The organism is Dokdonia sp. (assembly GCF_039945015.1).
Lineage (GTDB): Bacteria > Bacteroidota > Bacteroidia > Flavobacteriales > Flavobacteriaceae > Dokdonia.
In genome coordinates, this window is sequence record NZ_JBDUXP010000005.1 from 40,054 (window position 1) to 65,706 (window position 25,653).

The 25,653-nt window shown below is 34.7% G+C and carries 16 protein-coding genes; 12 read left to right on the forward strand and 4 right to left on the reverse strand.

Annotated features, from left to right (window positions below; all coding sequences use genetic code 11):
- Positions 1 to 53: 53 nt before the first annotated feature.
- The 6 genes from ABJD27_RS06095 (at position 54) to ABJD27_RS06120 (ending at position 10,981) form a co-directional block, all read left to right on the forward strand.
- The gene (locus ABJD27_RS06095) at positions 54 to 920 is read left to right on the forward strand and encodes a glycoside hydrolase family 16 protein (protein WP_348168172.1); all 867 of its coding nucleotides are present in this window, start codon (positions 54 to 56) and stop codon (positions 918 to 920) included.
- A 252-nt stretch (positions 921 to 1,172) separates the two neighbouring features.
- Positions 1,173 to 4,646: a hypothetical protein gene (locus tag ABJD27_RS06100; RefSeq protein ID WP_348168175.1), complete on the forward strand. Its 3,474-nt coding sequence runs from the start codon at positions 1,173 to 1,175 to the stop codon at positions 4,644 to 4,646.
- Positions 4,647 to 4,755: 109 nt separating this feature from the next.
- Complete coding sequence (locus ABJD27_RS06105) at positions 4,756 to 6,045, forward strand: glycosyl hydrolase family 17 protein (protein WP_348168178.1); 1,290 nt, start codon at positions 4,756 to 4,758, stop codon at positions 6,043 to 6,045.
- Between the two features lie 99 nt (positions 6,046 to 6,144).
- Positions 6,145 to 7,638: a glycoside hydrolase family 30 protein gene (locus ABJD27_RS06110; RefSeq protein ID WP_348168181.1), complete on the forward strand. Its 1,494-nt coding sequence runs from the start codon at positions 6,145 to 6,147 to the stop codon at positions 7,636 to 7,638.
- A 92-nt stretch (positions 7,639 to 7,730) separates the two neighbouring features.
- Positions 7,731 to 10,070 carry an MFS transporter gene (locus ABJD27_RS06115; RefSeq protein WP_348168184.1) on the forward strand — a complete coding sequence of 780 codons (2,340 nt, stop codon included), beginning with the start codon at positions 7,731 to 7,733 and terminating at the stop codon, positions 10,068 to 10,070.
- Positions 10,071 to 10,072: 2 nt separating this feature from the next.
- On the forward strand, positions 10,073 to 10,981 hold the full coding sequence (locus ABJD27_RS06120) for a glycosyl hydrolase family 17 protein (protein WP_348168186.1): 909 nt from the start codon (positions 10,073 to 10,075) through the stop codon (positions 10,979 to 10,981).
- A gap of 138 nt (positions 10,982 to 11,119) precedes the next feature.
- On the opposite strand, the gene ABJD27_RS06125 is transcribed toward ABJD27_RS06120, so the two are convergent.
- Entirely contained in the window at positions 11,120 to 11,761 is a 642-nt protein-coding gene (locus tag ABJD27_RS06125; RefSeq protein WP_348168189.1) for a DUF1684 domain-containing protein, read from the reverse strand.
- Between the two features lie 251 nt (positions 11,762 to 12,012).
- Here ABJD27_RS06125 and ABJD27_RS06130 point away from each other — a divergent pair, with 251 nt between their 5' ends.
- From ABJD27_RS06130 to ABJD27_RS06150, 5 genes are all read left to right on the forward strand, one after another.
- The gene (locus ABJD27_RS06130) at positions 12,013 to 13,257 is read left to right on the forward strand and encodes an MFS transporter (protein ID WP_348168192.1); all 1,245 of its coding nucleotides are present in this window, start codon (positions 12,013 to 12,015) and stop codon (positions 13,255 to 13,257) included.
- Positions 13,254 to 14,027: a DJ-1/PfpI family protein gene (locus ABJD27_RS06135; protein ID WP_348168195.1), complete on the forward strand. Its 774-nt coding sequence runs from the start codon at positions 13,254 to 13,256 to the stop codon at positions 14,025 to 14,027. Before ABJD27_RS06130 ends, ABJD27_RS06135 begins: the two co-directional genes overlap by 4 nt.
- A 180-nt stretch (positions 14,028 to 14,207) precedes the next feature.
- Entirely contained in the window at positions 14,208 to 15,944 is a 1,737-nt protein-coding gene (locus tag ABJD27_RS06140) for a tetratricopeptide repeat protein (RefSeq protein WP_348168198.1), read from the forward strand.
- Between the two features lie 91 nt (positions 15,945 to 16,035).
- A complete protein-coding gene (locus ABJD27_RS06145) occupies positions 16,036 to 16,890 on the forward strand; it encodes a T9SS type A sorting domain-containing protein (protein WP_348168201.1) in 855 nt (284 codons plus the stop codon).
- Between the two features lie 576 nt (positions 16,891 to 17,466).
- Positions 17,467 to 19,191: a tail fiber domain-containing protein gene (locus ABJD27_RS06150; protein ID WP_348168204.1), complete on the forward strand. Its 1,725-nt coding sequence runs from the start codon at positions 17,467 to 17,469 to the stop codon at positions 19,189 to 19,191.
- 95 nt (positions 19,192 to 19,286) lie between these two features.
- Here the strand turns inward: ABJD27_RS06150 and ABJD27_RS06155 are convergent, their stop codons facing one another.
- The 3 genes from ABJD27_RS06155 to ABJD27_RS06165 form a co-directional block, all read right to left on the reverse strand.
- Positions 19,287 to 20,447, reverse strand: coding sequence for a metallophosphoesterase (locus tag ABJD27_RS06155; protein ID WP_348168207.1), 1,161 nt, complete (start codon positions 20,445 to 20,447; stop codon positions 19,287 to 19,289).
- A 40-nt stretch (positions 20,448 to 20,487) separates the two neighbouring features.
- Positions 20,488 to 21,381: a hypothetical protein gene (locus tag ABJD27_RS06160; protein WP_348168210.1), complete on the reverse strand. Its 894-nt coding sequence runs from the start codon at positions 21,379 to 21,381 to the stop codon at positions 20,488 to 20,490.
- Between the two features lie 111 nt (positions 21,382 to 21,492).
- On the reverse strand, positions 21,493 to 22,869 hold the full coding sequence (locus ABJD27_RS06165) for a hypothetical protein (protein WP_348168213.1): 1,377 nt from the start codon (positions 22,867 to 22,869) through the stop codon (positions 21,493 to 21,495).
- Between the two features lie 133 nt (positions 22,870 to 23,002).
- Here ABJD27_RS06165 and ABJD27_RS06170 point away from each other — a divergent pair, with 133 nt between their 5' ends.
- Positions 23,003 to 25,516, forward strand: coding sequence for a M14 family zinc carboxypeptidase (locus tag ABJD27_RS06170; protein WP_348168216.1), 2,514 nt, complete (start codon positions 23,003 to 23,005; stop codon positions 25,514 to 25,516).
- Positions 25,517 to 25,653 lie beyond the last annotated feature (137 nt).

The following is a 25,653-nucleotide window of genomic DNA, read 5'->3' on the forward strand; positions in this document are numbered from 1 at the left end:
GTCTCTCTATTAATAACCATGTTATTTTTTGTCACACATAAAAAAATAGAAAAATGAAACTGAAAAATATAATCTTAAAAAGTATAGCATACAGCTTTGTCCTCTTTACGATCTCGAGTTGTAATGAGGATGAAGGTACCGATATAGGTTTGTCAAATCTTAATCTAATATTTGAAGATAATTTTAATGGAGAAGCAGGACAATCTATTAATACAGATAATTGGAATTTTGATATAGGTACTGGTCAAAACGGTTGGGGAAATCAAGAGTTACAGTATTATACAGATCGTCCAGAGAATGTTTCACTGGACGGAGAAGGAAATATGGTGATTACAGCTCGTAGAGAATCTTTTCAAGGGTCTCCATTTACCTCTGCTAGAATAAACACAAGAGATAAAGTAGAGCAACAATACGGTCGTTTTGAAGCACGTATTCAAATGCCTGGAGGACGTGGTGTATGGCCAGCTTTCTGGATGTTAGGTAGTAATATTGAAACGCAACCAGATGATGACCCAGCAACTGTAGTATGGCCTTTTGCAGGTGAAATAGATATTACTGAAATGAGAGGGCAAGAACCTTTTAGAAGTATTGGTACTATACATGGTCCTGGATATTCTGGAGGAGGAGGAATATCAGATCAATTTGATCTTGCAGAAGAACGTTTTGATACTGAATTTCATGTATTTGCCATTGAATGGAGTCCTGATTTTATCGATTATTTTATTGATGGAGTACGCTTTAATAGAATACGTAAAGATGACATTCCAAATGGAACTGATTGGGTTTTTGATGATCAACCATTCTTTATACTATTAAATGTTGCCGTTGGTGGGACTTTTGTAGGTTTCCCAGTAGATACAACACCATTACCGCAACGTATGATCGTAGACTATGTACGTATATACGCCATCGCAAACTAACCAAATAGAGATAAAAAAGATAAGAACAGTATCGGTTAATTTCTGTAGCAGAAGCATCGTGATACTAGGTCTAGTATAATAATTCTATTAGAATTATGTACAAAACTGTTTATGGCCTTTTCTAACTGATGTATAAGACTATAAAATTTTGACCCATAGAAATAGTATATCAATACATATTTCAAATAAAATAGTGCCAATTAATAATAATGGTTTCAAAAAGATAAGAGCCCTTATTATGAAAAAATACAAATGACAAAACAACCCATCTATATAGGAAATAAACTTGCTTCATTTAATGAGCATGAAATTAAAGGAGAACTCATCACTTTTGATAACGAAGTATATTATAAGATTTCTAATAGCAATCAAATGAGACCCTTTTTTATGAGTCTTATCAGTGATTCAAACCATTGGATGTTTATCGCTAGCAATGGAGGATTATCCGCTGGCAGAAAAGATTCGGATCATGCTTTATTCCCTTATTATACAGATGACAAAATTACGGAGTCTAATAATGTAACAGGTAGTAAAACCATATTCAAAGTATATAAAGAGGATAAGATATTTTTATGGGAACCTTTTACAAATAAATATGAAGGAGTTTATAACATAACTCGAAATCTCTACAAAAACAGCCATGGTAATAAGGTGATTTTTGAAGAACATAATAATGACTTTGGGCTTACATATCGATACCAATGGAATTCTAGTGACACTCACGGTTTTGTCAAAAAAGCGACCCTAGTAAATAATCTAGAAAACACGATAAAAGTAATCATGCTTGATGGAGTACAAAATATTGTTCCTCACAGCGTTGGTGAAGACATGCAAAAAACGGGTAGTAATCTCGTTGATGCCTATAAACGTAATGAACTTATAGCTGATTCTGGAGTCGGGATTTATGCCCTTAGTGCTACTATTGTTGATAAGGCAGAACCTAGTGAAGCATTAAAAAGTAATGTGGTTTGGTCATTAGGCTTTGAGAATCCAAAATACCTTGTATCCTCACTTCAGTTAGACAATTTTAGACATGGAGGAGCCATCCGTCAAGAAACAGATGTAAAAGCCGAACGAGGCGCTTACTTTGTGTATGAAGAGATGGAGATAGACGCTCTTAGTCAAAGAGAATGGATGTTTATTGCCAATACAAATCAAACAATAAGTTCGATAACAGAAATTTCTGAAAAAATAAAGACAACTCCAAATCTTATGGAGTTAATACAAGAAGATATTGATCTAGGTACTAAACGCCTTTTGGAACTTGCTGGTGCATCAGATGCGATGCAATTAAGTGCAAACAAACTTAGAAATACACGACATTTTTCAAATACCCTTTTCAATATCATGAGAGGAGGTATTTTTGATCACAATTATCAAATAGAAAAATGGGATTTTGAAACCTATCTAGCAAAAGCAAATACGGCTGTCTTTGAAAAAGCAACGTCCAGTATAACAGCATTACCTGATCAATTCTCACTCTCACATTTAAAAACAGTAGCATCCCAAAGTGATGATAGCCATTTTAAAAGATTGTGCTTAGAATACATGCCGCTAAAATTTAGTAGAAGACACGGAGACCCTAGCAGACCTTGGAATAAATTCTCTATCAATACCCAAAATGAAATTGATGGTTCTAAAGTATTAGATTATCAAGGTAACTGGAGAGATATCTTTCAAAACTGGGAAGCATTGGCCCTCGCCTACCCCGAGTTTATTGAGAATATGATCCATAAGTTTTTAAACGCAACTACCTTTGATGGTTATAACCCATATCGCGTTACAAAAGATGGTTTTGACTGGGAAACTATTGAAGAAGATGATCCATGGTCATATATAGGCTACTGGGGGGATCATCAAATTATCTATTTACAGAAGTTTTTAGAAATCATTGAGAACCATAAACCAGGAAAATTAGCAAGTTATTTTAATGAAGACCTTTTTGTATATGCTAATGTTCCTTATAAAATAAAAAGCTATTCAGAGATACTCAAAAATCCTAAAGATACTATTGACTTTGATTTTGATCTTGATCAGGAAATAAGAAATCGAAGATCAATTTTAGGAATAGATGGTGCGCTTCTATATGATACAAAAGGCGCTATCTATAATGTTAACTTTATTGAAAAAATTCTAGCAACGGTACTCGCCAAAGTTTCAAACTTTATTCCTGAAGCCGGAATCTGGTTAAATACACAACGCCCTGAATGGAATGATGCAAATAATGCGCTTGTAGGAAATGGCGTCTCTATGGTTACGTTATATTATCTAAGACGTTTTTTAAATTTCTTTGGTGAAATTATTGCAAAAAGTTCTATTAAAGAAACTCAAATATCTGAAGAGTTAGAACAGTTTTATACTAGTGTTACATATACTCTTAGCACTCATAAAAATCTATTAAACGGTACTATTTCTGACACAGATCGCAAAACCATTTTAGATGGTCTAGGTATTCCAGCAAGCGAGTATAGAGCACAAGTCTATCATCATACGTTCTCTGGAAAAAAGAAACCTATTTCGTTATATAGTATTTCTGAGTTTATAACAACTAGTCTTACATATATAGAGCATACCATAGATGCAAATAAACGAGAAGATCATTTGTATCACGCATATAACTTAATGACAGTTAGCGGAGAAAAAGAAGTTACTATAAATCACCTTGAAGAAATGCTGGAAGGGCAAGTAGCTGTGTTAAGTTCTGGATATCTTAGTTCTAAAGAAAACCTCGAGGTGCTAGACGGTTTAAAAAACAGTTCTTTATTTAGAGAAGATCAGTACAGTTATATCCTCTACCCTAACAAAGAATTATCTAAGTTTTTAGAAAAAAATCAAATCCCTCAAGAAGCTGTTCAGGAATCACAACTCTTACAACAACTTCTTGAAGATGGTAACGCACAAATCGTTCAAAAAGACATCAAGGGTAATTACCATTTTAACGGTAATTTTAATAATGCAAACAGGCTTAATGAAGCGCTGGATGATTTAAATGACCCTCACTATCAAAATCTTATTATTAAGGAGCGTCAATTTTTATTAGACACCTATGAAGTGGTCTTTAATCATAAAGCCTTCACTGGGAGATCAGGTACATTTTTTGGCTATGAAGGTCTTGGTTCTATTTACTGGCATATGGTATCCAAATTATTACTTGCTGTACAAGAATGCTGCTTAAAAGCCATTAAAGAGCAGGAAGATGAAGAAACTATTGGTCGATTACTGGCTCATTATTATGAGATAAATGAAGGAATTGGAGTTCATAAATCTCCAAAACTATATGGAGCCTTTCCTACAGATCCCTATTCACATACACCAGGAGGTAAAGGTGCACAACAACCGGGTATGACTGGGCAAGTAAAAGAAGATATTTTAAGTCGTTTTGGAGAATTAGGGGTATTTGTTAATAATGGTAAACTCCAGTTTAGCCCTAATATGCTCCGCAAGTCAGAGTTTTTAGATACTCCACAACCATTTGATTATATAGATATTAATCTTAAAAAGCAACACATAAGTATTTCAAAGGATTCGTTATGTTTTACCTATTGTCAAGTACCTATAATTTATACTATTTCAGAAAAAACAAGTATCGTGGTATTTACAAAAGATGGTACAACTCAATCTTTTGAGCAATTAAGCTTAGACCAAGCACTAAGTCATCAAGTATTTAATCGTACAGGTGATATTACTCAAATACATGTGGCAATAACAAATGACTACTTAAAGTAATATGAAGCATTAAAAAACAAGGAGAGTTTATGATGGTACGCTTTCGCGAAAGCGTATAAAACAATAGATAAAAAAGTAAACCAAATTATTTATAAAAAACACAAGACAAATGAAAACAACAAAACACATATTAGTAGGAGTGCTTCTCACTATCTGTGTCTTGTCTTGTAAAGAATCTATGAAAGCTCCCGAAACACCTACACCAAAACCTAAAAACGTGACAGCTCAAGATATATTAGGAAATCCAAACTATTTAGCTATTTCATACGGTGGTTATCGCATGACCTCTCGTGATAGTCAACCCACAATAACAGAACTCAAAGAAGATATGAAATTGCTTCACGCAATGAATGTCAAATTTATAAGGACTTATAATGTTCAGTTAGCACATGCATCAAACATTCTTAAAGCGATTAGAGCGCTTAAAGAAGAAGATCCAACCTTTGAGATGTATGTTATGTTAGGTGCATGGATAGATTGTTTGAATGCCTGGACGGGGAACGCTCCTGATCATCAGATAGAAAGCGCTCAAAATGAAGAAGAAATTGGGAGAGCAGTAGCTCTAGCACAGCAATATCCAGATATTATTAAAGTCATTGCAGTAGGTAATGAAGCCATGGTTAAATGGGCTACCGCTTATTTTGTACAACCAGATGTGATTTTAAAATGGGTGAATCATTTACAAGAACTCAAAAATAAAGGGGAACTATCTAAAGATTTATGGATTACCAGTTCAGATAATTTTGCTTCTTGGGGAGGTGGTGAAAGTCAATACCATGTCAAAGCACTCGAAGATCTTATCGCAGCGGTAGACTATCTCTCAGTACACACCTACCCTATGCATGATACGCACTACAACCCTACATTCTGGGGTGTATTTGGTCAAGAAAACGAACTCACCAAAGTAGAAAAAATAGATGCCGCAATGAAGCGTGCAAAAAAATATGCCAAAGCACAAGTAGATAGTGTTGCAAATTATGTAAAAAGCTTAGGTCTTGAAAAACCAATACATATAGGTGAAACAGGATGGGCAAGTGCATCTAATGCACTTTATGGCGCCAATGGATCTAAAGCTACAGATGAATATAAAGAAGCATTATTCTATAAACACATGCGAGATTGGACCAATGAAAACGGAATGTCTTGCTTTTATTTTGAAGCTTTTAATGAACCCTGGAAAGATGCACACAACGCTGGAGGGTCAGAAAATCATTTTGGTCTATTTACGGTAGATGGTAAAGCAAAGTATGCACTTTGGGAGCTAGTAGATCAACACATATTTGATGGTTTAACACGTGATGGAAACACGATAATCAAAACTTATAATGGAGATAAGAAAGCACTTCTTAATGATGTGCTCTTACCTCCTGAAAAAGGAAAGATTCTAATGAATCATTAATTATGAAAGTCAATAATGGGCATTATAAAAATAAAAGTCAATAGCTATCGAAAATATTTATTTTTTTAAAATAATAGATTTTTACAAAATTTCAAATAGATGAAATATTTAAAAACATATAGTGTACTCATACTCATAACTGCAATGATGGCTTGTTCTACAGATAACATACTTCAGGTTGAAGTTTATGAAACTTCCGCCAAGGGAAATAATTTAACATTAGTGCATACAGCTTCTGAGACAAAAACATCAGAGCAAATCACACTTCATCCTGAAAAAGAATTACAAACCATCACAGGATTTGGAGGTGCCTTTACAGAATCCTCTGCCTATTTACTCAATAAATTAAGTAAGAAGAATCGAGATACCATCATACAAGCTTACTTCGGTAAGGAAGGAGCAAATTATTCCCTTACTAGAACACATATGAATTCTTGTGATTTCTCATTATCACAATACTCGTATTCACCAGTCGAAGATGATATCGAATTGGAACACTTTTCCATACAAGAAGACAAAGAAGATTTAATTCCGATGATTAAAGACGCGATGGCTGCTTCTGAAGACGGATTTAAAATCTTTGCATCCCCATGGACTGCTGCTCCTTGGATGAAAGATAATAACAAATGGGTTGGCGGAAAATTATTGCCTAAATATTACGATACATGGGCATTATTCTTTTCAAAATATGTAGATGCTTATAAAGCAGAAGGTATTGATGTTTGGGGCTTCACTGTAGAAAATGAACCTCACGGTAATGGAGACAACTGGGAAAGTATGCATTATACACCCGATGAAATGACCAATTTTGTACAGAATCATTTAGGTCCAAAACTAGAAGCCGATGGTCATGGTGATAAAATAATTTTGGGGTATGATCAAAATAGAGCAGGTTTAAAAGAATGGGTAGACTCTATGTATGCTACCGAAGCATCTTCAAAATATTTTGATGGTACTGCCATACATTGGTATGAAAGTACTTTTGAAGTATTTCCCGAAGAATTACAATATGCACACAACAAAGCGCCCAACAAATTATTAATAGAAACAGAAGGCTGTGTAGACTCTGAAGTCCCGGCTTGGAAGGATGATATGTGGTATTGGAGCAAAGAATCAACCGATTGGGGTTGGGATTGGGCTCCAGAAAAAGATAAGTATTTGCATCCTAAATACGCTCCTGTAAATCGATATGCTAGAGATATTATAGGGTGTTTAAACAACTGGGTAGATGGTTGGGTAGATTGGAATATGGTTCTAGATAAACAAGGAGGACCTAACTGGTTTAAAAACTGGTGTGCTGCACCAGTAATTGTAGATCCAGATACCGATGAAGTGTACTTCACTCCTCTCTATTATACCATGGCACATTTTAGTAAATACATTCGTCCTGGTGCAAAAGTCATTGCGCTAGATAAACCAGAAGACAAGAAATTTATGGTTACTGCCGCAAAAAATCCAGATGGATCTATTGCCGTTGTCGTATTTAATGAAGAACCTACAGCGCGGGATTTTAACCTTACGCTTGGCGAGAAGACAACAACTCTTCATATTGAAGGGCAAGCATTGCAAACGATTGTGATTACACATGAATAAATAGATCAAATTATTAGGTGTTATGCTTTCGCGAAAGCAAGATTAACCTTTTCAAAATAGAATACATTAACTAACCAAAAATCTAAAGAATTATGTCCACAACTACCAAAAAAGTTCCACTCGGTCAAAAAATTGCATTTGGTGTCGGTATGCTTGCTAATCAAATGTTTCCTGCTGCTTTAGCAATTTTTATGGTAGTACTAACTCAAGATTATGGAATCTCTCCTATTTTGTGGGGAGTTTTGTTTTTTCTCCCTCGTATTTTCGATGCTTTTACAGATCCATTAATGGGTTTTATTTCAGATAATACCAGATCTGTTTGGGGTAGACGTAGACAATATGTTTTAATAGGAGCTATTATTATGGGAGTTTCTTTTTCAATAATGTGGCAATTATATGTAGCTGATGGCGCAACTTACAACTTTATATATTTCTTAATATGGTCATTAGTTTTTTATCTAGGTATGACCATATTTAGTGTCCCATATGTAGCTATGGGGTATGAAATGAGTGATGATTTTCATGAGCGCACCAATATTATGGCAGTTGCACAGTCGATCGGGCAATGGGCTTGGGTTATTGCACCATGGTTTTGGGTAGTTATGTATAATGACGATTGGTTTGGAGTTACCACTGAAACAACAAGGGTTTTAGGTATTTGGGTTGGTGTTATTTGTGCATTTTTAGCTATGGTACCTGCTCTTTTCATAAAAAGTAAATCGACTAAAAGTGATGAAAGTCTGACCCCGCTAACTATGAAGACTTTAGGAGGTAGTTTTAAACAGATTATTGGGAATTTCAAGGAAGCTTTTAAAATTGAGGCTTTTAGAAAATTATGTTTTTCAACATTTTTAATTTATAATGCTTTTAATGTAGTTGCTGGTTTTTCATTTTTTATTGTAGTCTATTACTTATTTAATGGGGATGCAGAAGCGGCAGGTCTTTGGCCTACATTATTAGGGAGTATAGGAGCCTTAGCAACAACATTCTTAGTTATACCAATTGTAACAAAGATGTCGAAATCCTTGGGTAAAAAGAAAGCTTTTTTATGGTCTCAAGGAATTTCAGTTTTAGGGTATATCATGCTCTGGTTTTTATTTATTCCAGGTAAACCATATATGTTTTTATTTGCATTACCATTTTTCTCTTTTGGAATTGGAGGGTTGTTTACACTTATGATGTCTATGACTTCTGATATTATAGATATTGATGAATTAAATACAGGAAAAAGAAGGGAAGGAGTTTTTGGTGCTATTTACTGGTGGATGGTAAAGTTTGGTTTTGCAATTGCAGGGTTACTGACAGGTGCGATAATGACATTAGTAGGTTTTGTACCAGACACCGTTAATTCTGAAGCCTCTATTACAGGGATAAGAATGTTTTATTCAGGGTTACCAATACTCGGTACACTTGGAGCCATGTGGATCATGCGTAATTATAATCATACAGAAGAGCGTGCATTAGAAATAAGCGCAGAGCTAGACAAACGTAAAAAGTCTACTCAAAAACCAACATCTTACTATCAAACAGGGAAATTAGCTTCCTTAATGGCGACTACAGTTGATACAGACTCGAAAAGTGATACTGATTTTAGTTCCATGTCTGACACTGGAATTAAAGCGCTATTTGCTACATCGTTACATAATGGTGTACACGGAATGTGTTTCAGTCCGTACATAGAAGGTCAAAATATTGGTGACCAATTATCAGAAAACCAGATTGAACGTCGTATGAGTGTGATTGCTCCACATACAAAATGGGTTCGCTCCTTCTCTTGTACAGAAGGGAACGAGTTTATACCTAAAGTAGCCCAAGAAAAAAGATTAAAAACCATGGTTGGTGCTTGGATTGGGAATGATAAAGCCCAGAACGACAAAGAAATCGATGCACTATTAGGTCTTGCAAAAAAAGGATATGTAGATATTGCTGTCGTAGGTAACGAAGTATTGATGCGCAATGAATTAAGCGTACAAGAAATTATTGCATATATCCATAAAGTAAAGAAAGCATTGCCAGATACCCCTGTAGGATATGTAGATGCTTATTATAAATTTCACGAGCATCCAGAACTTGTAGAGGCTTGTGATGTCATTTTAGCAAATTGTTATCCATTCTGGGAAGGATGTAGCATAGAGGAATCGTCACGTTATCTAAGACAAATGTATGCGTTAACAAAAAATATTTCAAATGGGAAGCCAGTGATTATCACAGAAACTGGATGGCCAAATCAAGGGGATAGTACAGATGGTGCAACGCCTTCATCAGAAAATGCTATGAAGTATTTTATAAATACTTCTAATTGGGCACAGGGCGAAGAAATTCCGTTGTTTTACTTCTCTTCATTTGATGAGTCTTGGAAGGTGCATCATGAAGGAGATGTAGGAGCACGTTGGGGAATATGGGGTTCTAATGAAAAATTAAAATATAAATAATCATGTCATATAGAGGAGATCATAACTTTCTACTTGAGAACACAGATTTTACACATCACAAAGGTGTTGATTTTAGTAAATACTCAACCGAAGCATTAGAAAAACTTTGGAAAAAAACATTAAAGGCAGGGATGCACGGACTCTGTTTTAGTATGTATGAGGACGGACAGGAGCCTGGTGATACTATTACAGAAGCACAAGTAGAACGAAGAATAAAAATCATAAAGCCACATACAAAGTGGGTTCGTTCTTTTTCCTGTATTGAAGGAAATGAATTTGTTCCTCGTATGGCACATAAGCACGGACTTAAAACCATGGTTGGTGCTTGGTTAAGTGATGATTTAGAAAAAAATGAAGATGAGATTGAAGCCTTAATCGAACTGGCTAAAGAAGGTTGTGTAGATATTGCAGCGGTAGGCAATGAGGTTATGTATCGAGGTGAACTGACAGAAGAGCAATTACTGGACTATATCTATCTTGTAAAAGAAGCCCTACCAGAGATTACTGTAGGATATGTAGATGCATATTATGAATTTTCTCATAGACCCAAAATCACAGAAGCCTGTGATGTAATACTATCAAATTGTTATCCATATTGGGAAGGATGTGATCTTGAAAATTCACTTAACCATATGCAGCAAATGTTTGGACAAGCTACTGATGCAGCTCAAGGAAAAAAAGTAATCATCACAGAGACTGGATGGCCTAGTCATGGAACTAATTTAAAAGGCGCTTTTCCTTCACGAGAAAATGCCATAAAATATTTCATTAATGCACAAGCCTGGTCTGCTAAAGAAAATATAGAATTATTTTACTTCTCATCTTTTGATGAATCTTGGAAAGTAGGACCTGAAGGTGATGTAGGTGCCTATTGGGGACTTTGGGATAAACATGAAAAATTAAAATTTTAGTATCAAAGGAATTAGCCTGAGAGTACCCCAAAATCATTTGATTTAATTATAAAGAGTATATAAGCAACTTGAAACCTTAAAACGGTGCATCCCCAAGCTAGTATTAGTGTATGGGGATGTTTTTATTAAAATAGTAATCTAGTGTTCTCCAAAATCTTTTACTCCAGCCTCTATTCGTATCGTTAAATCGTTATACTCTGGAGGGATTGGACAACTATATCCCGTTGTATACGCACAATACGGATTATAATTCTTATTAAAATCTATAATAAGCTTATCATCTACAATATCAGATAGTTCCATATCTATGTAGCGTCCTCCTCCATACGATCCATCACCACTTGTATAATCTGTAAATGGTAAAAAGAGACTCTGTCCATACTCATGTTCTGGATGTTCTCTATAATAGGTGTTTTGATAAATAGGTAATGTAAATAATTTTCCTTCTATGGTAAATTTTGCAATACCATACATCACATACTCTCTCGTACGTCCTGAAGATAAAGCCATATCAAAAGGGGTTGCATTTGGTGTTTTTGTAAATGTTGCGCTTACGCGAAATTTTACATCGATAGGATAGAACTCTAGTCCACGAAAATCTTTTAATTGTTTCTTACTAAGAATCGAAGTTTCTGGATTTTGGTATACTTCAGAAAGAGAATCCTGATGTTTTTTGGCTTGTTTGATTACTACTTGATCTTGGTCAGATAAAGGGGTATTTGTCTGAGCAACAGTGATTTTAGCGAAAGCAAAAACAACTAAAAATATATAAAATTTCATTTTTCTTGTTTTATAAGTGTACAAGTAACACATTTTTTACTTAGTTTTGATCTATCAAATAAACAAAGATGAAACAAGTCAATACATATAACCAGAGAAAGACGTGGTCTCCCACTGTCGGATGGTATGTATTGTGACTCACTATATAGATATAAAAAGTAACAATCCAGAAAAGTCCGACCATTGCGTCGGACTTTTTACTTTTGTAAAAGCCGGCGCAGGTATTTACCCATTCAATAAACAACTGAATTATGAAATTATTACTGCGCAATTACATCAAAACCTTTGAAGGTCTCTCAAGAGAGATCTGGTGGCTTGCATTAATCACTCTGATTAACAGAACTGGGGCAATGGTCATCCCCTTTCTATCACTATATCTTACAGAAGATTTATCTTTTACCCTAGCAGATGCTAGTTGGGTTATGACTGCCTATGGATTAGGATCCCTTTTTGGTTCTTGGGCTGGAGGAAAACTATCTAATATCATAGGATATTATAAAGTGATTCTACTCAGTCTTGTTTTTACAGGAGTTAATTTCTTGTGGGTCATGCATGTACAGAGTTTCTGGCTTATGTGTGTATCATTCTTTATCCTAATCGCTGTAGCAGATATGGGCCGTCCTGCCTTTTTTGTAGCCTTAAGTGCCTATTCAAAACCTGAGAATAAAACAAGATCATTAACGCTTATACGACTTGCTATCAACCTAGGATTTTCTATGGGGCCTGCTGTAGGAGGTATTCTTATTGCGACACTAGGATATGAAGCTTTATTTTATGTAGATGGTATTACGTGCATTCTTGCAGGCGTGTTAATGACACAAACATTACACCCTCGTAAAGCTAGAGAGATGGATAAAGAAGTACCTGTAAACAATCCACTACCACCACAAAAGGATACTCAATACATATTATTCCTCGTGGCATTAGCATTGTTTGGTATTGTTTTCATACAGTACTTCTCTACAGTGCCATTATTTTACAAACAAGTACACAATCTAGGAGAAGGAAGTATAGGTCTTATTCTAGCGTTAAATGGTGTCTTAATTGTACTACTAGAAATGCCGCTTATCGCTTGGATGGATCGTAAAAAATGGTCTAATATTAAGAATACCATCGCAGGGTTATTGCTTACAGGAATTAGTTTCTTACTATTATATTGGGAGTCTTGGGTAGGCATTGTGATCATAGGGATGATTGTTGCCACTATTGGTGAGATGATTTCCTTTCCTTTTAGTAACAAATATGCATTAGATCGTTCTAAAAAAGGGTTGCAAGGATCGTATATGGGATTATATAGTATGGCATTTTCTATCTCTCATATTTTTGGACATAGTAGTGGGATGCAAATCACAGAATACTTTGGGTATAAAACTACTTGGAGCTTTCTTATTGTACTCACACTCATTGCATGGGCATTATTATATATTGTACAACGATCTATACATAAAGAATCCTTAAAAGAACCCGTATCTTTAGAACCAAAATTGAATACATGAGACATCTATTTATATATATAGCCGCTTTTTTAATCATCTCTTGTGGAGATCAATACAATAAGGAAGTCCCTACCGATGCACAAGAGGCTATTTCTAATGATAAGGAACGTGTTTCCGCTTTCGCGAAAGCAAAACCAGAACTAATAGAAGGGCGATATAATGTCGCCTTTCTTATCATGGATGGTACGTATAATACAGAACTCACTGCTCCTTTTGATATCTTTCAGCATACACAATACAGAGAAAATATCAAACAGATGAATGTCTTTACCGTGGCAAATACATTAGACCCAATACGTACATTTGAAGGAATGTACCTCCTACCCGATTTTGATTATACTGCTCCAGACCTTCCAAAAATTGATATCCTCGTCGTACCAAGCGCAGAACATCATCTAGATACTGATCTTGATGATGAAGTCATGATTAATTTTGTAAAAGAAGTAGATAAGCATGCCCTCTATATGACCTCACATTGTGATGGTGCATTTGTACTTGCAAAAGCAGGTATTTTGGACGGTAGTGTATCTACCACCTTTCCTAGTGATATAGATAAAATGCGTGAGACGTTCCCGCAACTTGATATTCGCAAAGAGGTCCTATTTGTACACGATGGAAAATACATCACCTCAGCGGGTGGCGCCAAAAGCTTTGAAGCTGCTTTATATCTTGCAGAGCATTTATACGGTGCAGAGATTGCCCGTTCTCTTGCAGGAGGACTAGTCATAGACTGGAAAATCGAAGATGTACCACATATAATTATGAAGTAATCCAAGATTCTTTATGTTGAAATAATATGTATTAGCTTTTATAGGCTACATACTCCTTGCCTCTATATATCAAGTATATATGGTAGTTAAATATTATAAAAATTACCCTTCAAACGATATTTTATATGTATTCTTGCTCGTTTTAAGAATGATTCATTATTCATCAAACTTGTAAGGTTCATGCCAAGATTCATTATCATCTTTTTTATCTTTTTTATATCAATCTCATACTCACAAAATAAGGATGCAACTCAGAATACAACACAATCAGTTGAAAAAATAAAGTTATTTATAAAGACTTCTGATTCTATAAAAAAGATCAAAAAAACAATCAATAAAACAAAGGCAAATGATACAGCATCTTATCTAGCATATACTAAGATATTTCTTCAAAGAGGTATTGATGAAGAGAATTATAAATATCAATATTATGCTGCCTATCGATTAGGATATATGTATAATACGATGTCAGATTACTTTCAGTCTATTGCCTATACAAAAGTTGCAAAGGAAGCTTCTATATACTTACAAGATTCTGAAAAGAAAACTTCGAGCGCTATTCTAAATGCAGGGAATTACTTTAAACTCAACTTATATGATGAATCGCTTAAACAATATCTAGATGCCAGAACGTATTCAAAAAAGATAAAGGAAGAGAACAGGAAAAATTATGAATTCATCATCTTACCAAATATTGCTAACATTAGAGTTACATTAAAAAAGTATGAAGATGCCCTAAAAGTGTATAACACAACACTTGAAGTATTAGATAAACAAGCATATAAAGAAACTGTAGGATATAAACAAACACTACTTAGCACACTTCTAGGTAAAGGTAAATGCCAAAAAAAATTAAAAGATTTTGATGGAGCTTTACAGACTTATGAAAAAGGGATTAATTTTGCTAAAGAATTACAATTACCCAAATACATTATTGATTTTCAAGTAAGTATAGGAAACGCCTATTATCTCAAAGGTGACTATCAAAATGCTTTAAAATACCTCAATGATGCAAAAAGTACTATCGATTCTCAGTATAATACATATCCAAATGTTTCTCAAGCAAATTATTATTTAGCACAATGCTATGTTGCCCAAAACAAATATAAGAGGGCTATATATTTATTAGAAAACAATTTTGACCTAGCGCAAGAAAAGCAACAAGAAAATCTTTTAAAGGAAATGTATGAATTACGTGTAGAAATAGCACAAATTCAAAAGGATTTACAAACTGAAAATGTATATCAAAAAAGAATATTAAAGCTTGTAGATAGAAAAAATGAAAAAAGAGAAAATACTATAGAACTTCTTCACAATAACGATTTACGGGTTTATCAAGATCTTAATCAAGAATTAGAAATAAAGAATAACAAAATTAATTCTCAAAAGAAGACAGCAATATTTATTGTTTTCGCTTTAATATTAATCCTTATATTTTCCCTCTTTTATTACAAGAAAAAAAGCAAGGCCAAAGCACAGAGGTTTCAAGAAATCATAAAAGAAATTCAAGATCAATACAGTGCAATATCGGAGACTAAATCTAAGCCACATATAAAAGATACGCAAGCTCAAGAAATACTAGATAAATTATCTCAATTAGAAAAAACCGGTTTTTATAAATCAAAAGAGTGCAATTTATACACAACCGCAAAAGCAATACATACAAACACAACCTATCTTTCAAAAACACTTAACGAAGTAAAGAAACAATCATTTAGTCAGTATCTAAATGAACTTCGAATAGACTACGTCTTGATAAAATTAAAAGAAGATACTAGATTTAGATCCTATACTGTTAAAGCTATTTCTGAAGAAATAGGCTATAAAAGCGTCACTACATTTCTAAAAGCTTTTAAAAGCAAAACAAATCTAAATCCATCCTATTACATTGATAGTCTGAATACTATAAATAATTAAATGTCTTCATATTTATAAATATGAAGACATTTAATTATAAAAAAAAGAGGATTACACATATTTTAGTATAAAATAATTTTAAAAATATACTATGACAAAAAAAATGTTATTAATCTCCCTACTTGTATCATTCTTATATGCTATTCCTTCTATAGCTCAAGAGTATGATCATAAAATAAAAGTAACCATTACTATAACTGATGAGATCATTCCAACTCGTCCAGCAAGTATAATTCAACATCATACACTCTCCTTTGAAAAGCATCCTAATTTTGTATTTGAAATGAATGATCAAGTAGGATTTGAATTCTATATTGATAATCAATCTCTATCTGGAAAAACATTTCATTATAGAGTGGGATATTCTCCCCGAAATGGAGAAACTATATTTTCTGAAGAAGAAATTCCAACAGGAGTTTTGACTCCTATTATACTTCCTCCTGTAGACGATGAAGATGATGAAGCTCAAAATGCTCCTGTCAATCCATACCCATATACTATAGAAGGAGAGTATCTTGATTGGGGAACAAGATTAGGTTTCCAATCGCTTAGAGTTTTCTTATCTATTAAAAACGAACATAACGATACTTTTATGTATAATAGTGAAATTTCTAATATCTTCAGAACTATCATTTCTAATGAAACTCCTGTAGATGGAGTAAAAGCAAAAAATACTAAAACAGATCTAATATTATATCCAAATCCTCTTGATACACACTTACATATAAAGCTAGCAAACGATATTAAAAATAAAAATACAACAGCTGCGCTTGAAGTGTATACAATGCAAGGAATATTACTAAAAAAATCTTTAATAAAACCTAATCAAATTGATCATAATCTTCAATATGATTTTACAAATCCCCCAACATTAAAAAGAGGAACTTACATTTATAAAATTACCATTCAAGGTGAGACCTATATAAAAATGCTACAAAAAAAGTAAACAATGTATTCTTTTACATACACATAAGGAGTATTAAAAATCCTTATGCTTCCATGCCTATTATGATCGCACCACATCGTAATAGGTTTTTTTATACAAAATAACCTCTTCTTCTATGAAATAGAGATAGTGTATACATCTTCAGTACACAACCTAGTCAGAAAAAGTCAAACACTTGATCACTTCCATCGATCATAAATTATTTCTAAAAGAGAAAACATAGCTCTCTTCTTACACTAATAATTCTTCATAAAAACGCTCATCAATAGTACTTGATAATACATCATTTATAAATTACTCTCAAGTAAGAATAATACATGTACATAAACATATGTCCTTATTAAAAAAAGAAAGTGAAAATGATTTTTAATGAGTATAAAACTCATTAAAAATTGATAATATTATAAAATTGCATACAATCAAGCAAAAAAGGTAAATCATTGTCGTGCAACACATTGACTTACTTCAAATTTATAAAAATGTTTATTTAAGCTTTTATATTTCAGAATTACTCACCTAGTTTAGCCTAAGAAACGACGTCGAAATAATAAGTAATTGTTTAACAAAATATCACTCATGAAAAATAATATTTTTAAATACGCTCTCCTTTTAGGGTTCGTATCACAACCCATTATAGCGCAACAAAACGCTACCACTAATGCGCCCATAATTCCTAGCCCAGTTGTCATCCAAACAAACACAAATTTAGGTCAGGGTTCTGGGACAAATGGCACCTATAATACGAACATAGGGTATCTTACTGGAACAACAAGTACTGGAAGTAGTAATACCTTTATAGGATCAATTGCAGGTGCGACTAATAGTACAGGTAAAAATAACACCTTTGTAGGAAGATCTGCTGGTCAGTTAAATACAACTGGAATTGGAAATGTTTATTTAGGACTTAATGCTATGTTCTCTAATCAAGGTGGTCATAACAATGTGGCTATTGGGAATAAAGCTGGATCTGATAACAATTCAGGTTCTAGAAATGTATTTTTAGGAAGCCGTTCTGGATCTAATAATCAAGGATACGGAAATATATTTTTAGGAAATAGATCTGGAGAATTTGAGTTAGGAAATGATAAATTATACATAGACAATACTCAGACTAGCGAGCCGCTTGTATATGGTGATTTTGCAACAAATTTACTCGCTGTCAACGGAAGTTTTTTTGTCAACGGAAACATACAAAGTAATAGTGGCCTTTCTGTTAATGCACAAGGTGCATTTCTAGCAATAGGACCTACTTCTCAAACTCCTGGCAAATGGTCTTTTAGTACGGGTAGTTCACCAGCGCCAGGGCCATTACCTCCACCTAGTCAGAATATTTTTATGAATGTAGATCAACTGACTAGAAATGTAGGAGTTGGGCAAAACCCAGGTACTGAATTTGCTCAACTTACGGTTACAAGTAGCGGAGTTCCTCTAGCCTTTGAAAATCCAAGTGTAGCAAACAATGCTGGCGGATTATGGAGATTCTTTCAGGTGGGAGATCACGTAGGATTTGATGTAAATACTGGAAGTACTGGTAGTGAGTTTGGTAGTAATTACAAACGTCCATTACGTATGAGTGATGATGGTAATGTAGGAAGAGTTGGTGTAGGACTTCCTACAGTGGCTCCTTCATACGAACTTGATGTAAATGGTATCGTAAGAGCATCTTCTTTTATATCAAACTCTGACAGACGTTTTAAACAAAACATAGAACCTCTTGAAAATGCATTAGAAAAAATCAATGCTATGGAAGGCGTGAGTTACCAATTTAAAAAGTCAAAGATTAATGAGTACAACTTACCATCAGAACAACAGTATGGACTTATTGCTCAAGATGTTCAAAAAATTGCACCAGATATTGTTCAAGAAGATGAACAAGGATATTTAGGCATTGATTATATAAAAATCATTCCATTATTAATAGAATCGGTAAAAGAGCAACAAGCAAGTATTGTAACACTTCAGGAAGAGAATGCAGCATTAAAAGAAGCAATAGATCAATTAACTGGAGGTAATACAACTTCTAAGAAAGAGAAATCTGAAGCAAAACTATATCAAAACACACCAAACCCATTGGTAGATCAAACAACAATTAGATATAGCATTACAAAAGAAGACATAGCAAAAAATGCACACATCGAAATCTATGATTTTAATGGCATTGTTATCAAGCGCTTTGACAATTTAAAAGAGGGTAAAAATGCAATAGAGGTATCATCATCACTATTAACATCAAGAATCACCTTTTATAGACTTATCGTACAAGGCGAAGTGGTTGATACAAAAAAAATGTTGAAACGATAAGCTAGTACTTTAATTTATCGATTTAATGACAGGAAGCCATCTAACACATATTAGATGGCTTCTTTTTACGCTTTCGCGAAAGCGTATACATTATATTACTGTAATGGATCACATTTTGTATACGGTTGTGGAAACTCAGTAGGGTTCTTCTCCCAAGTCAATGTGATCTTATCTCTAGATATTGTTGGATTTTCTGGAACTGCTGCGGTATATGGATTCCCAACGCAAAAACCAACAGAGTCAAATTCTAGTTTCCCGCTACTCATAACCGTAATAGTACTATATCCAAAAAATGGTGCTGCACCTTCACTTCCTGCATTTCCAGCAATGATTTGGTACGTTCCACCTTTTAAAGAATCATTAATAGGTTGCCATCGTTGATAATCATGAACGTGAGCAGATAATAAGGCCGCTACTCCGTTTTCTTCAAATACTGGCCACAGTTCAGGTCCTTGCGGTAACCCGTGATGTCCAGTAGATGTCTTACCATCTACATAATAAGGCCGATGCGCTAGTACAAAAATATGATCAACACTAGTATCTGCTTTATAAGCTCTTACTTGACTGTTGACCCATACTGCAGGAACTTGTCCTTCTAAACCGTATGGGTTCTCAGGAGGGTTAGGCGGATTATACGAATCAGAATTCATCACTATAAACCCTACATTATGTCTCTTAAAAGCAAATGTCATTCGGTTATCTAAGGTGTCAGAACTAGGCGCTGTAGTTCGATCTGTAGGCATATAAGGTTTCATATAATTAAGCCAGACATCACTACTACCTTTCAATGGAAATTCTTTCCATTTTTTCTTATTATGTTTGGTTGTTACTTCTCTAGAATATAGCATCTCGTGATTACCTGGTACCGCTACAAGTTCAATTCCTGATTTACTAAAAGCATCACCTTCATACAATGCTTTCCATCCTTTAAGTTGCGCATCAAGATTGGTCAGTGTCGTTTCTGCAAGGACAAGATCTCCTAAGAAAAAGAACAATTCTGGTTGATCTTGCGCTGCTGTTAATTCACTAAAAATACGCTGTAAAGCATACTTATTTGCTGTAGAAGGAATAGAGTCTACCGTATCGCCTCTGTTTACACGATTACATCCCATAAAAGAAAAACTAAATAATGCAGAATCTTTAATGACAACTACTTTCTCTTTTTCCTCAACTTTAGGAGGTGTTTCTGTTTTGGGTTTACAACTACTTATTAAAACGAGAAGTACAAGACTGCTCCATACAATAATACGATTCATATTGGTTAGTTTAAGAGATAATAGGTTAATGATTACAAAGTTACATTTTTATAGTTGCAATATAAATTTGTGATTTGCCTTGAGCAGTATGTTGCGCCCATACAAGTTTTGTCCCGTCTGGAGAGAACTTAGCATGTAATGAATTATTAGTTATAGCACTTACAGGAATGGCTTTGTTATTATAAGGGAATTCTCCAACTTCCTGAAGAAATATTTGCAAGTTATTTGAAAGACCATCTGTACCTTCATAGGCCATGATTTTTCCATCTGGGCTAAACCAAGGACCTCTTCCTATGGTTGATTTACTAGAAAATAAAGCTGGAGGGCTGGTAGCCCGTTCTATCCAGATTTGATTTATACTTTGATCATATCCAGTGCTATTTATGGATTGTCCAGCATATGCAATTGTAGTGGGATGTAGCGCAGAGACTGTTCCCATTCCTGCCCATTTTGTACGAGAAGATACTACTCCCAGAAATACTCCATCTGTCGTTGCTTTTATTAATGATAACCCTTTATAATCTGTTATTAGTAATGCCATTTCGTTAGCATACCACGCTGGATACGACAAACTAATATTTGCTTGATATCCTTGTATGGAAAGTTCGCGTGCACTATTAGATTTTCCGTTTTCATCCAGAAGCATAATTTTAGAAATGCCGTTAGAATTTGCAGTAAAGGCAATTTGATCTTTTTCTTGGTTTGGATTCCAAGACCAGGCAGCACGAAGACATTTATAGGTGTCTGATATGTAATATGGCAATTCAGAGCCTACTTCGTTTATAGATACAGACCAAAATTCTGCTAAATCTATACCACTCCCACTACGCTCAAAAAGTACTGTTTTCCCGTCTGGGCTAAAACAAGGGCGTCCGTCTAAGTAAGGTTTTTTTGATGTAACCTGCGTTAGTGCTTTAATATCTGTAACCTCCATATCATCATATATTTAGAAATATAAATGTATAGAAAATCATAGCTAGTTCTATGAGTACATATACCTGTTTAAGAAAGGTATCATAGTCTAAATAAGATGATAGAAAAGGATCTAATCATTATAAAACTTAGATTTCCCTAGGTATCCTTTTACAATAGCATTCCACTCCTCTCCTATTCGTAAGGCCGTTGTACCATCTATATTATAGAGAAGTTCATATCCCGTAAATCCGCTTTTAAGGAGCTCTTCTAAATAAAACAAAGCAGCGTCAACATCTCCTTCCTTAGCACTTAAAGAAATAGCATTTATAAAAGCTTGTTGATTTTCTGGATCTACTAGTGTACGTAAGACATTCATAAATAGCAATTGCGATATCTTAGGATTTTGGGATTTTATTTCTTCATATCGCTCTTCAGTAATACTTTTTACAAATCCTTTAAGGCGGATAGACGCTTTACGTTCTTGTTCAAAAACAGCTGTACTATCTATTTTTTCATCCAAGTCGGACATTTGAAAATTCCACCAACCTAAATTATCAAAATAAGAATTTTTTGAATCCTCTTCCAAGTAGTATTGAAAATCCTCAGCCAGTAAGATCTCTGCATATTTAACACTGGTTTGCTTAGATCTCTTGGCTTTAAAAGCAGCATTCGCTCGGATTGCTTTTAAAAGTTCTTTTTGTAAATCAAGCTCTACGCTATTCTTGTATTGTGGTCTTAAGTCTTTTACAAACTCAAAAGCAGACAAGTGCTTTTGTTTTCTATATAACAACTCTCCAAAGGCAAGATCACTGTTATAATATTCTTGCACTTGTTCTTTTGGTGTTCCAGCATTCATTAATATATCTACCATGGCTGCCGATAAAAATCCAGCATCAGGCCAGTCCTTCCCACCTTCATATTCATAAAACCCTGCAAAACTAGCACTACTCTTTAGTACTGTATGATAGCCTCTCATTTTATAATAATGTGGTCCTTCATCACCAGAAATCAGTACAAAACGAATTTTGGAACTTCTTGTAAATAAACTCTTATCAATATATGCATCATTAATCGCTATGATTCCTTTTACTTTCTGATTAAGATATGCACTCGCACTAGCCACCAATGCACCATCACCTCTTCCTGCTAGTATAATCTTATTCTCATCTATTGCATAACGCTCATATACGGTATTTACCAGTTTCTCTGTTTTCTTAAGTCCAGATTTTAAAGAATCTTTAAACGGAAAATTAGCCCCTACTATAATACTTTTTGTGAGCTCTGCTCCTATTGTAAATTGTTGTACGGCTCTATCCCCAGCTCTTGTCTCATCAAAAACAAAGACAACGGGATAATTTCCATTTTCATCGTAGTCTCTAGGTAAGTATAGAGCATATGTTTCTTTTTGATCGGTATCTAGGGCTATTGAGCTTACAATTGTTCCAGGAACGATATCTTGTCCGAAAGCAGGAATGGTAAGTAAGAGAAAGAATAAAATATGACGCATAAAAAAAATTAAAAATTTGAACAATCTGTATCAAATACCGTGCAAGAAATAAAGAAACAAAAAAATAAATGAATCCACATCATGTGTAAAGCTCTTATTTTTTGGTTATTTTTAAAACACCAAAACTCCACATATGCGATTCTCATTATTAGTAGTTTTTCTACTATTGTCCGCTTTCGCGAAAGCGCAAGATTATTACTTTTCAAAGTTTGCCCCTTTCCAACCAGATATCCCTACTCCTGCAGAGTTCTTAGGATATGATATTGGGGAACAACACACACGACACGATCAAATTGTTTCTTACCTAGAGAAACTTGCCGAAGTGTCCAATCGCGCTACCATTAGTGAATATGGTCGTACTCATGAACGCAGAAAACTTGTAATGCTTACCGTATCTACACCAGAAAATCATAATAATCTTGCAAGTATTAAACAACAGCATCTCGCTTTTACAAATACCAAACAAAAGGTAACCAACTATGACGAAGTCCCTGTATTTATACAATTGGGATATAACGTACACGGGAATGAACCTTCAAGTTCAGAAGCGGCATTATTAACAGCTTATACCTTGGTCGCATCAGAGCATCCAGAGATTACAAAATATAGAGAAAACGCTATTATTTTTATAGATCCTACGATTAATCCAGATGGTCGTGATCGTCATACCCAATGGGCAAATAGTTTTAAAGGATCACCACTCGTAGCCGATAATGTAGATGCAGAACATACAGAAGCATGGCCACGTGGGCGTACCAATCATTATTGGTTTGATCTAAATCGCGATTGGTTGCTAGGAATCAATCCGGAGAGTCGCGGCAAATTAAATTGGTATCACGACTGGTATCCAAATGTCGTTACCGATTTTCATGAGATGGGTACAAACAGCACCCATTTCTTTGAACCTATGCTACCTATAGGAAGTTTAAACCCTATTATGCCTAAGGAAAACTATGACGATCTTAACAATCTGTTTGCCCCTTACTTTTCGGATGCACTAGATGCTATAGGCTCTTTTTACTTTACAAAAGAATCTTTTGATGGTACCTATCCTGGGTATGGAAGTTCATATCCCGATTTACAAGGAGCATTGGCGTTATTATTTGAACAAGCCAGTAGTCGAGGACATTTACAGAATACCGATTTTGGGACGATCACCTTCCCGTTTACCATACGCAATCAGTATACCTCTAGTTTTGCCACTGTAAAAGCAGCTGTCGAGAATAAAGGACGTTTACGTAAATACCAGCAGGATTTCTTTGTTTCCGCTTTCGCGAAAGCAAAAACAGATCAATCATCTGCTTATGAATTTGGAGATCCAAACGATAAGAATAGAACCAAAGCCTTTATAGACAAGCTCTTATTACATCGCATCAAAACATACGAAAGCGGGAATGGAAAATACATCGTACCGCTCGCTCAACCTCAAAAACGTATGGTACAATCCATCTTTGAAACGTATAGCAAATACCGAGACAGCGTGTATTATGATGCAAGTGCTTGGAGTGTCGCAAATTTTTATAATATGCGTTACAAAGGCCTTAATAGTGTGCCTAGCCTTGGAACAGAAATTACGAGTACCGATAACCTAGCTCGTGTAACTCCCGTAGCAAGAACGGGCTATGCGTATCTTATAGATTATGATGATTATAATGCTTCTGCCCTATTATATCATTTGCAAGAAAAAGGAATTATACTATCTACCGCTTTTAAACCCTTTACGGCAAAAACACTCAGCGGATCAAAGGACTTTAATTACGGGACATTGCTTGTTCCTGTGAGCCGTCAATCACTAGATGAAGATGCAGTATACACGATTATCTCCGAAGCACAAACTCGTTTTCAGGTGCCTATATATGCAACCAAAACTGGATTTAGCCTTAAAGGAATTGACTTAGGAAGTCGCAATTTTGCTAAGATAGAGACACCTAAAGCGATGATGCTTATAGGCGATGGCACAAGTTCTTATGAAGCTGGTGAAGTATGGCATTTACTAGATACTCGTGTTCATATGCCTATTACTAAAATACTGATGAATAACGTTCGTTTTGCAGACCTAAGTGACTATAACACCCTTGTGATGGTGTCTGGTAATTATAGTCAACTCTCAGATGGAACGGTTAAAAACATTAAAGACTGGGTATCTCAGGGAAATACACTTATTACTATAGGTCGTGCTACTTCGTGGGCGATCAATGCAAAGGTTGCCACTGGAAAGCTTACAGAAAAGAAGAAAGACACGAGCAAAGTCACAGAACGCAAAAACTATGTAGATGAAAGACCTAATAATGGAAAACAACGTCTTGGAGGCGCTATTTTTGAAGTAGATCTAGATATTACGCATCCATTAGGTTTTGGTTATAATTACCGCGATCTTCCTGTGTATAAAAATAACAATGTATGGCTAGCACCAAGTAAAGATGAATATAACACGATAGCAAAGTATACAAAGAACCCGCATATTGATGGATATATCTCTGATGAGAACTTAGAAGATCATTTAAAACCGTCTGCATCGCTAGTGGTGAGTCCGCAAGGACGAGGTCGTGTGATCTTATTTGCCGATAACCCCAACTTTAGAGGTAGTTGGTATGGTACGAATAAGTTATTCTTGAATGCCATATTCTTTGGAAATTTGATAAACTAATTATGAGTTGCATGCCAACGTGAATGTTGGTGGTTGTTTTTAAATCTTTGTATTTTTTTCTCTTACAAAGATTTTAAAACTTTCCGTATACTGCTCCTACTAAGTTATTCTTGAATGCCATATTCTTTGGAAATTTG

What these genes read in the sequence shown, in the direction of transcription:
- ABJD27_RS06165 (WP_348168213.1), bottom strand. Translation starts at nt 22,869, where the DNA reads ATGCGTCATATTTTATTCTTTCTCTTACTTACCATTCCTGCTTTCGGA.
- ABJD27_RS06095 (WP_348168172.1), top strand. Translation starts at nt 54, where the DNA reads ATGAAACTGAAAAATATAATCTTAAAAAGTATAGCATACAGCTTTGTC.
- ABJD27_RS06155 (WP_348168207.1), bottom strand. Translation starts at nt 20,447, where the DNA reads ATGAATCGTATTATTGTATGGAGCAGTCTTGTACTTCTCGTTTTAATA.
- ABJD27_RS06135 (WP_348168195.1), top strand. Translation starts at nt 13,254, where the DNA reads ATGAGACATCTATTTATATATATAGCCGCTTTTTTAATCATCTCTTGT.
- ABJD27_RS06105 (WP_348168178.1), top strand. Translation starts at nt 4,756, where the DNA reads ATGAAAACAACAAAACACATATTAGTAGGAGTGCTTCTCACTATCTGT.
- ABJD27_RS06125 (WP_348168189.1), bottom strand. Translation starts at nt 11,761, where the DNA reads ATGAAATTTTATATATTTTTAGTTGTTTTTGCTTTCGCTAAAATCACT.
- ABJD27_RS06150 (WP_348168204.1), top strand. Translation starts at nt 17,467, where the DNA reads ATGAAAAATAATATTTTTAAATACGCTCTCCTTTTAGGGTTCGTATCA.
- ABJD27_RS06130 (WP_348168192.1), top strand. Translation starts at nt 12,013, where the DNA reads ATGAAATTATTACTGCGCAATTACATCAAAACCTTTGAAGGTCTCTCA.
- ABJD27_RS06115 (WP_348168184.1), top strand. Translation starts at nt 7,731, where the DNA reads ATGTCCACAACTACCAAAAAAGTTCCACTCGGTCAAAAAATTGCATTT.
- ABJD27_RS06100 (WP_348168175.1), top strand. Translation starts at nt 1,173, where the DNA reads ATGACAAAACAACCCATCTATATAGGAAATAAACTTGCTTCATTTAAT.
- ABJD27_RS06110 (WP_348168181.1), top strand. Translation starts at nt 6,145, where the DNA reads ATGAAATATTTAAAAACATATAGTGTACTCATACTCATAACTGCAATG.
- ABJD27_RS06145 (WP_348168201.1), top strand. Translation starts at nt 16,036, where the DNA reads ATGACAAAAAAAATGTTATTAATCTCCCTACTTGTATCATTCTTATAT.
- ABJD27_RS06170 (WP_348168216.1), top strand. Translation starts at nt 23,003, where the DNA reads ATGCGATTCTCATTATTAGTAGTTTTTCTACTATTGTCCGCTTTCGCG.
- ABJD27_RS06160 (WP_348168210.1), bottom strand. Translation starts at nt 21,381, where the DNA reads ATGGAGGTTACAGATATTAAAGCACTAACGCAGGTTACATCAAAAAAA.
- ABJD27_RS06120 (WP_348168186.1), top strand. Translation starts at nt 10,073, where the DNA reads ATGTCATATAGAGGAGATCATAACTTTCTACTTGAGAACACAGATTTT.
- ABJD27_RS06140 (WP_348168198.1), top strand. Translation starts at nt 14,208, where the DNA reads ATGCCAAGATTCATTATCATCTTTTTTATCTTTTTTATATCAATCTCA.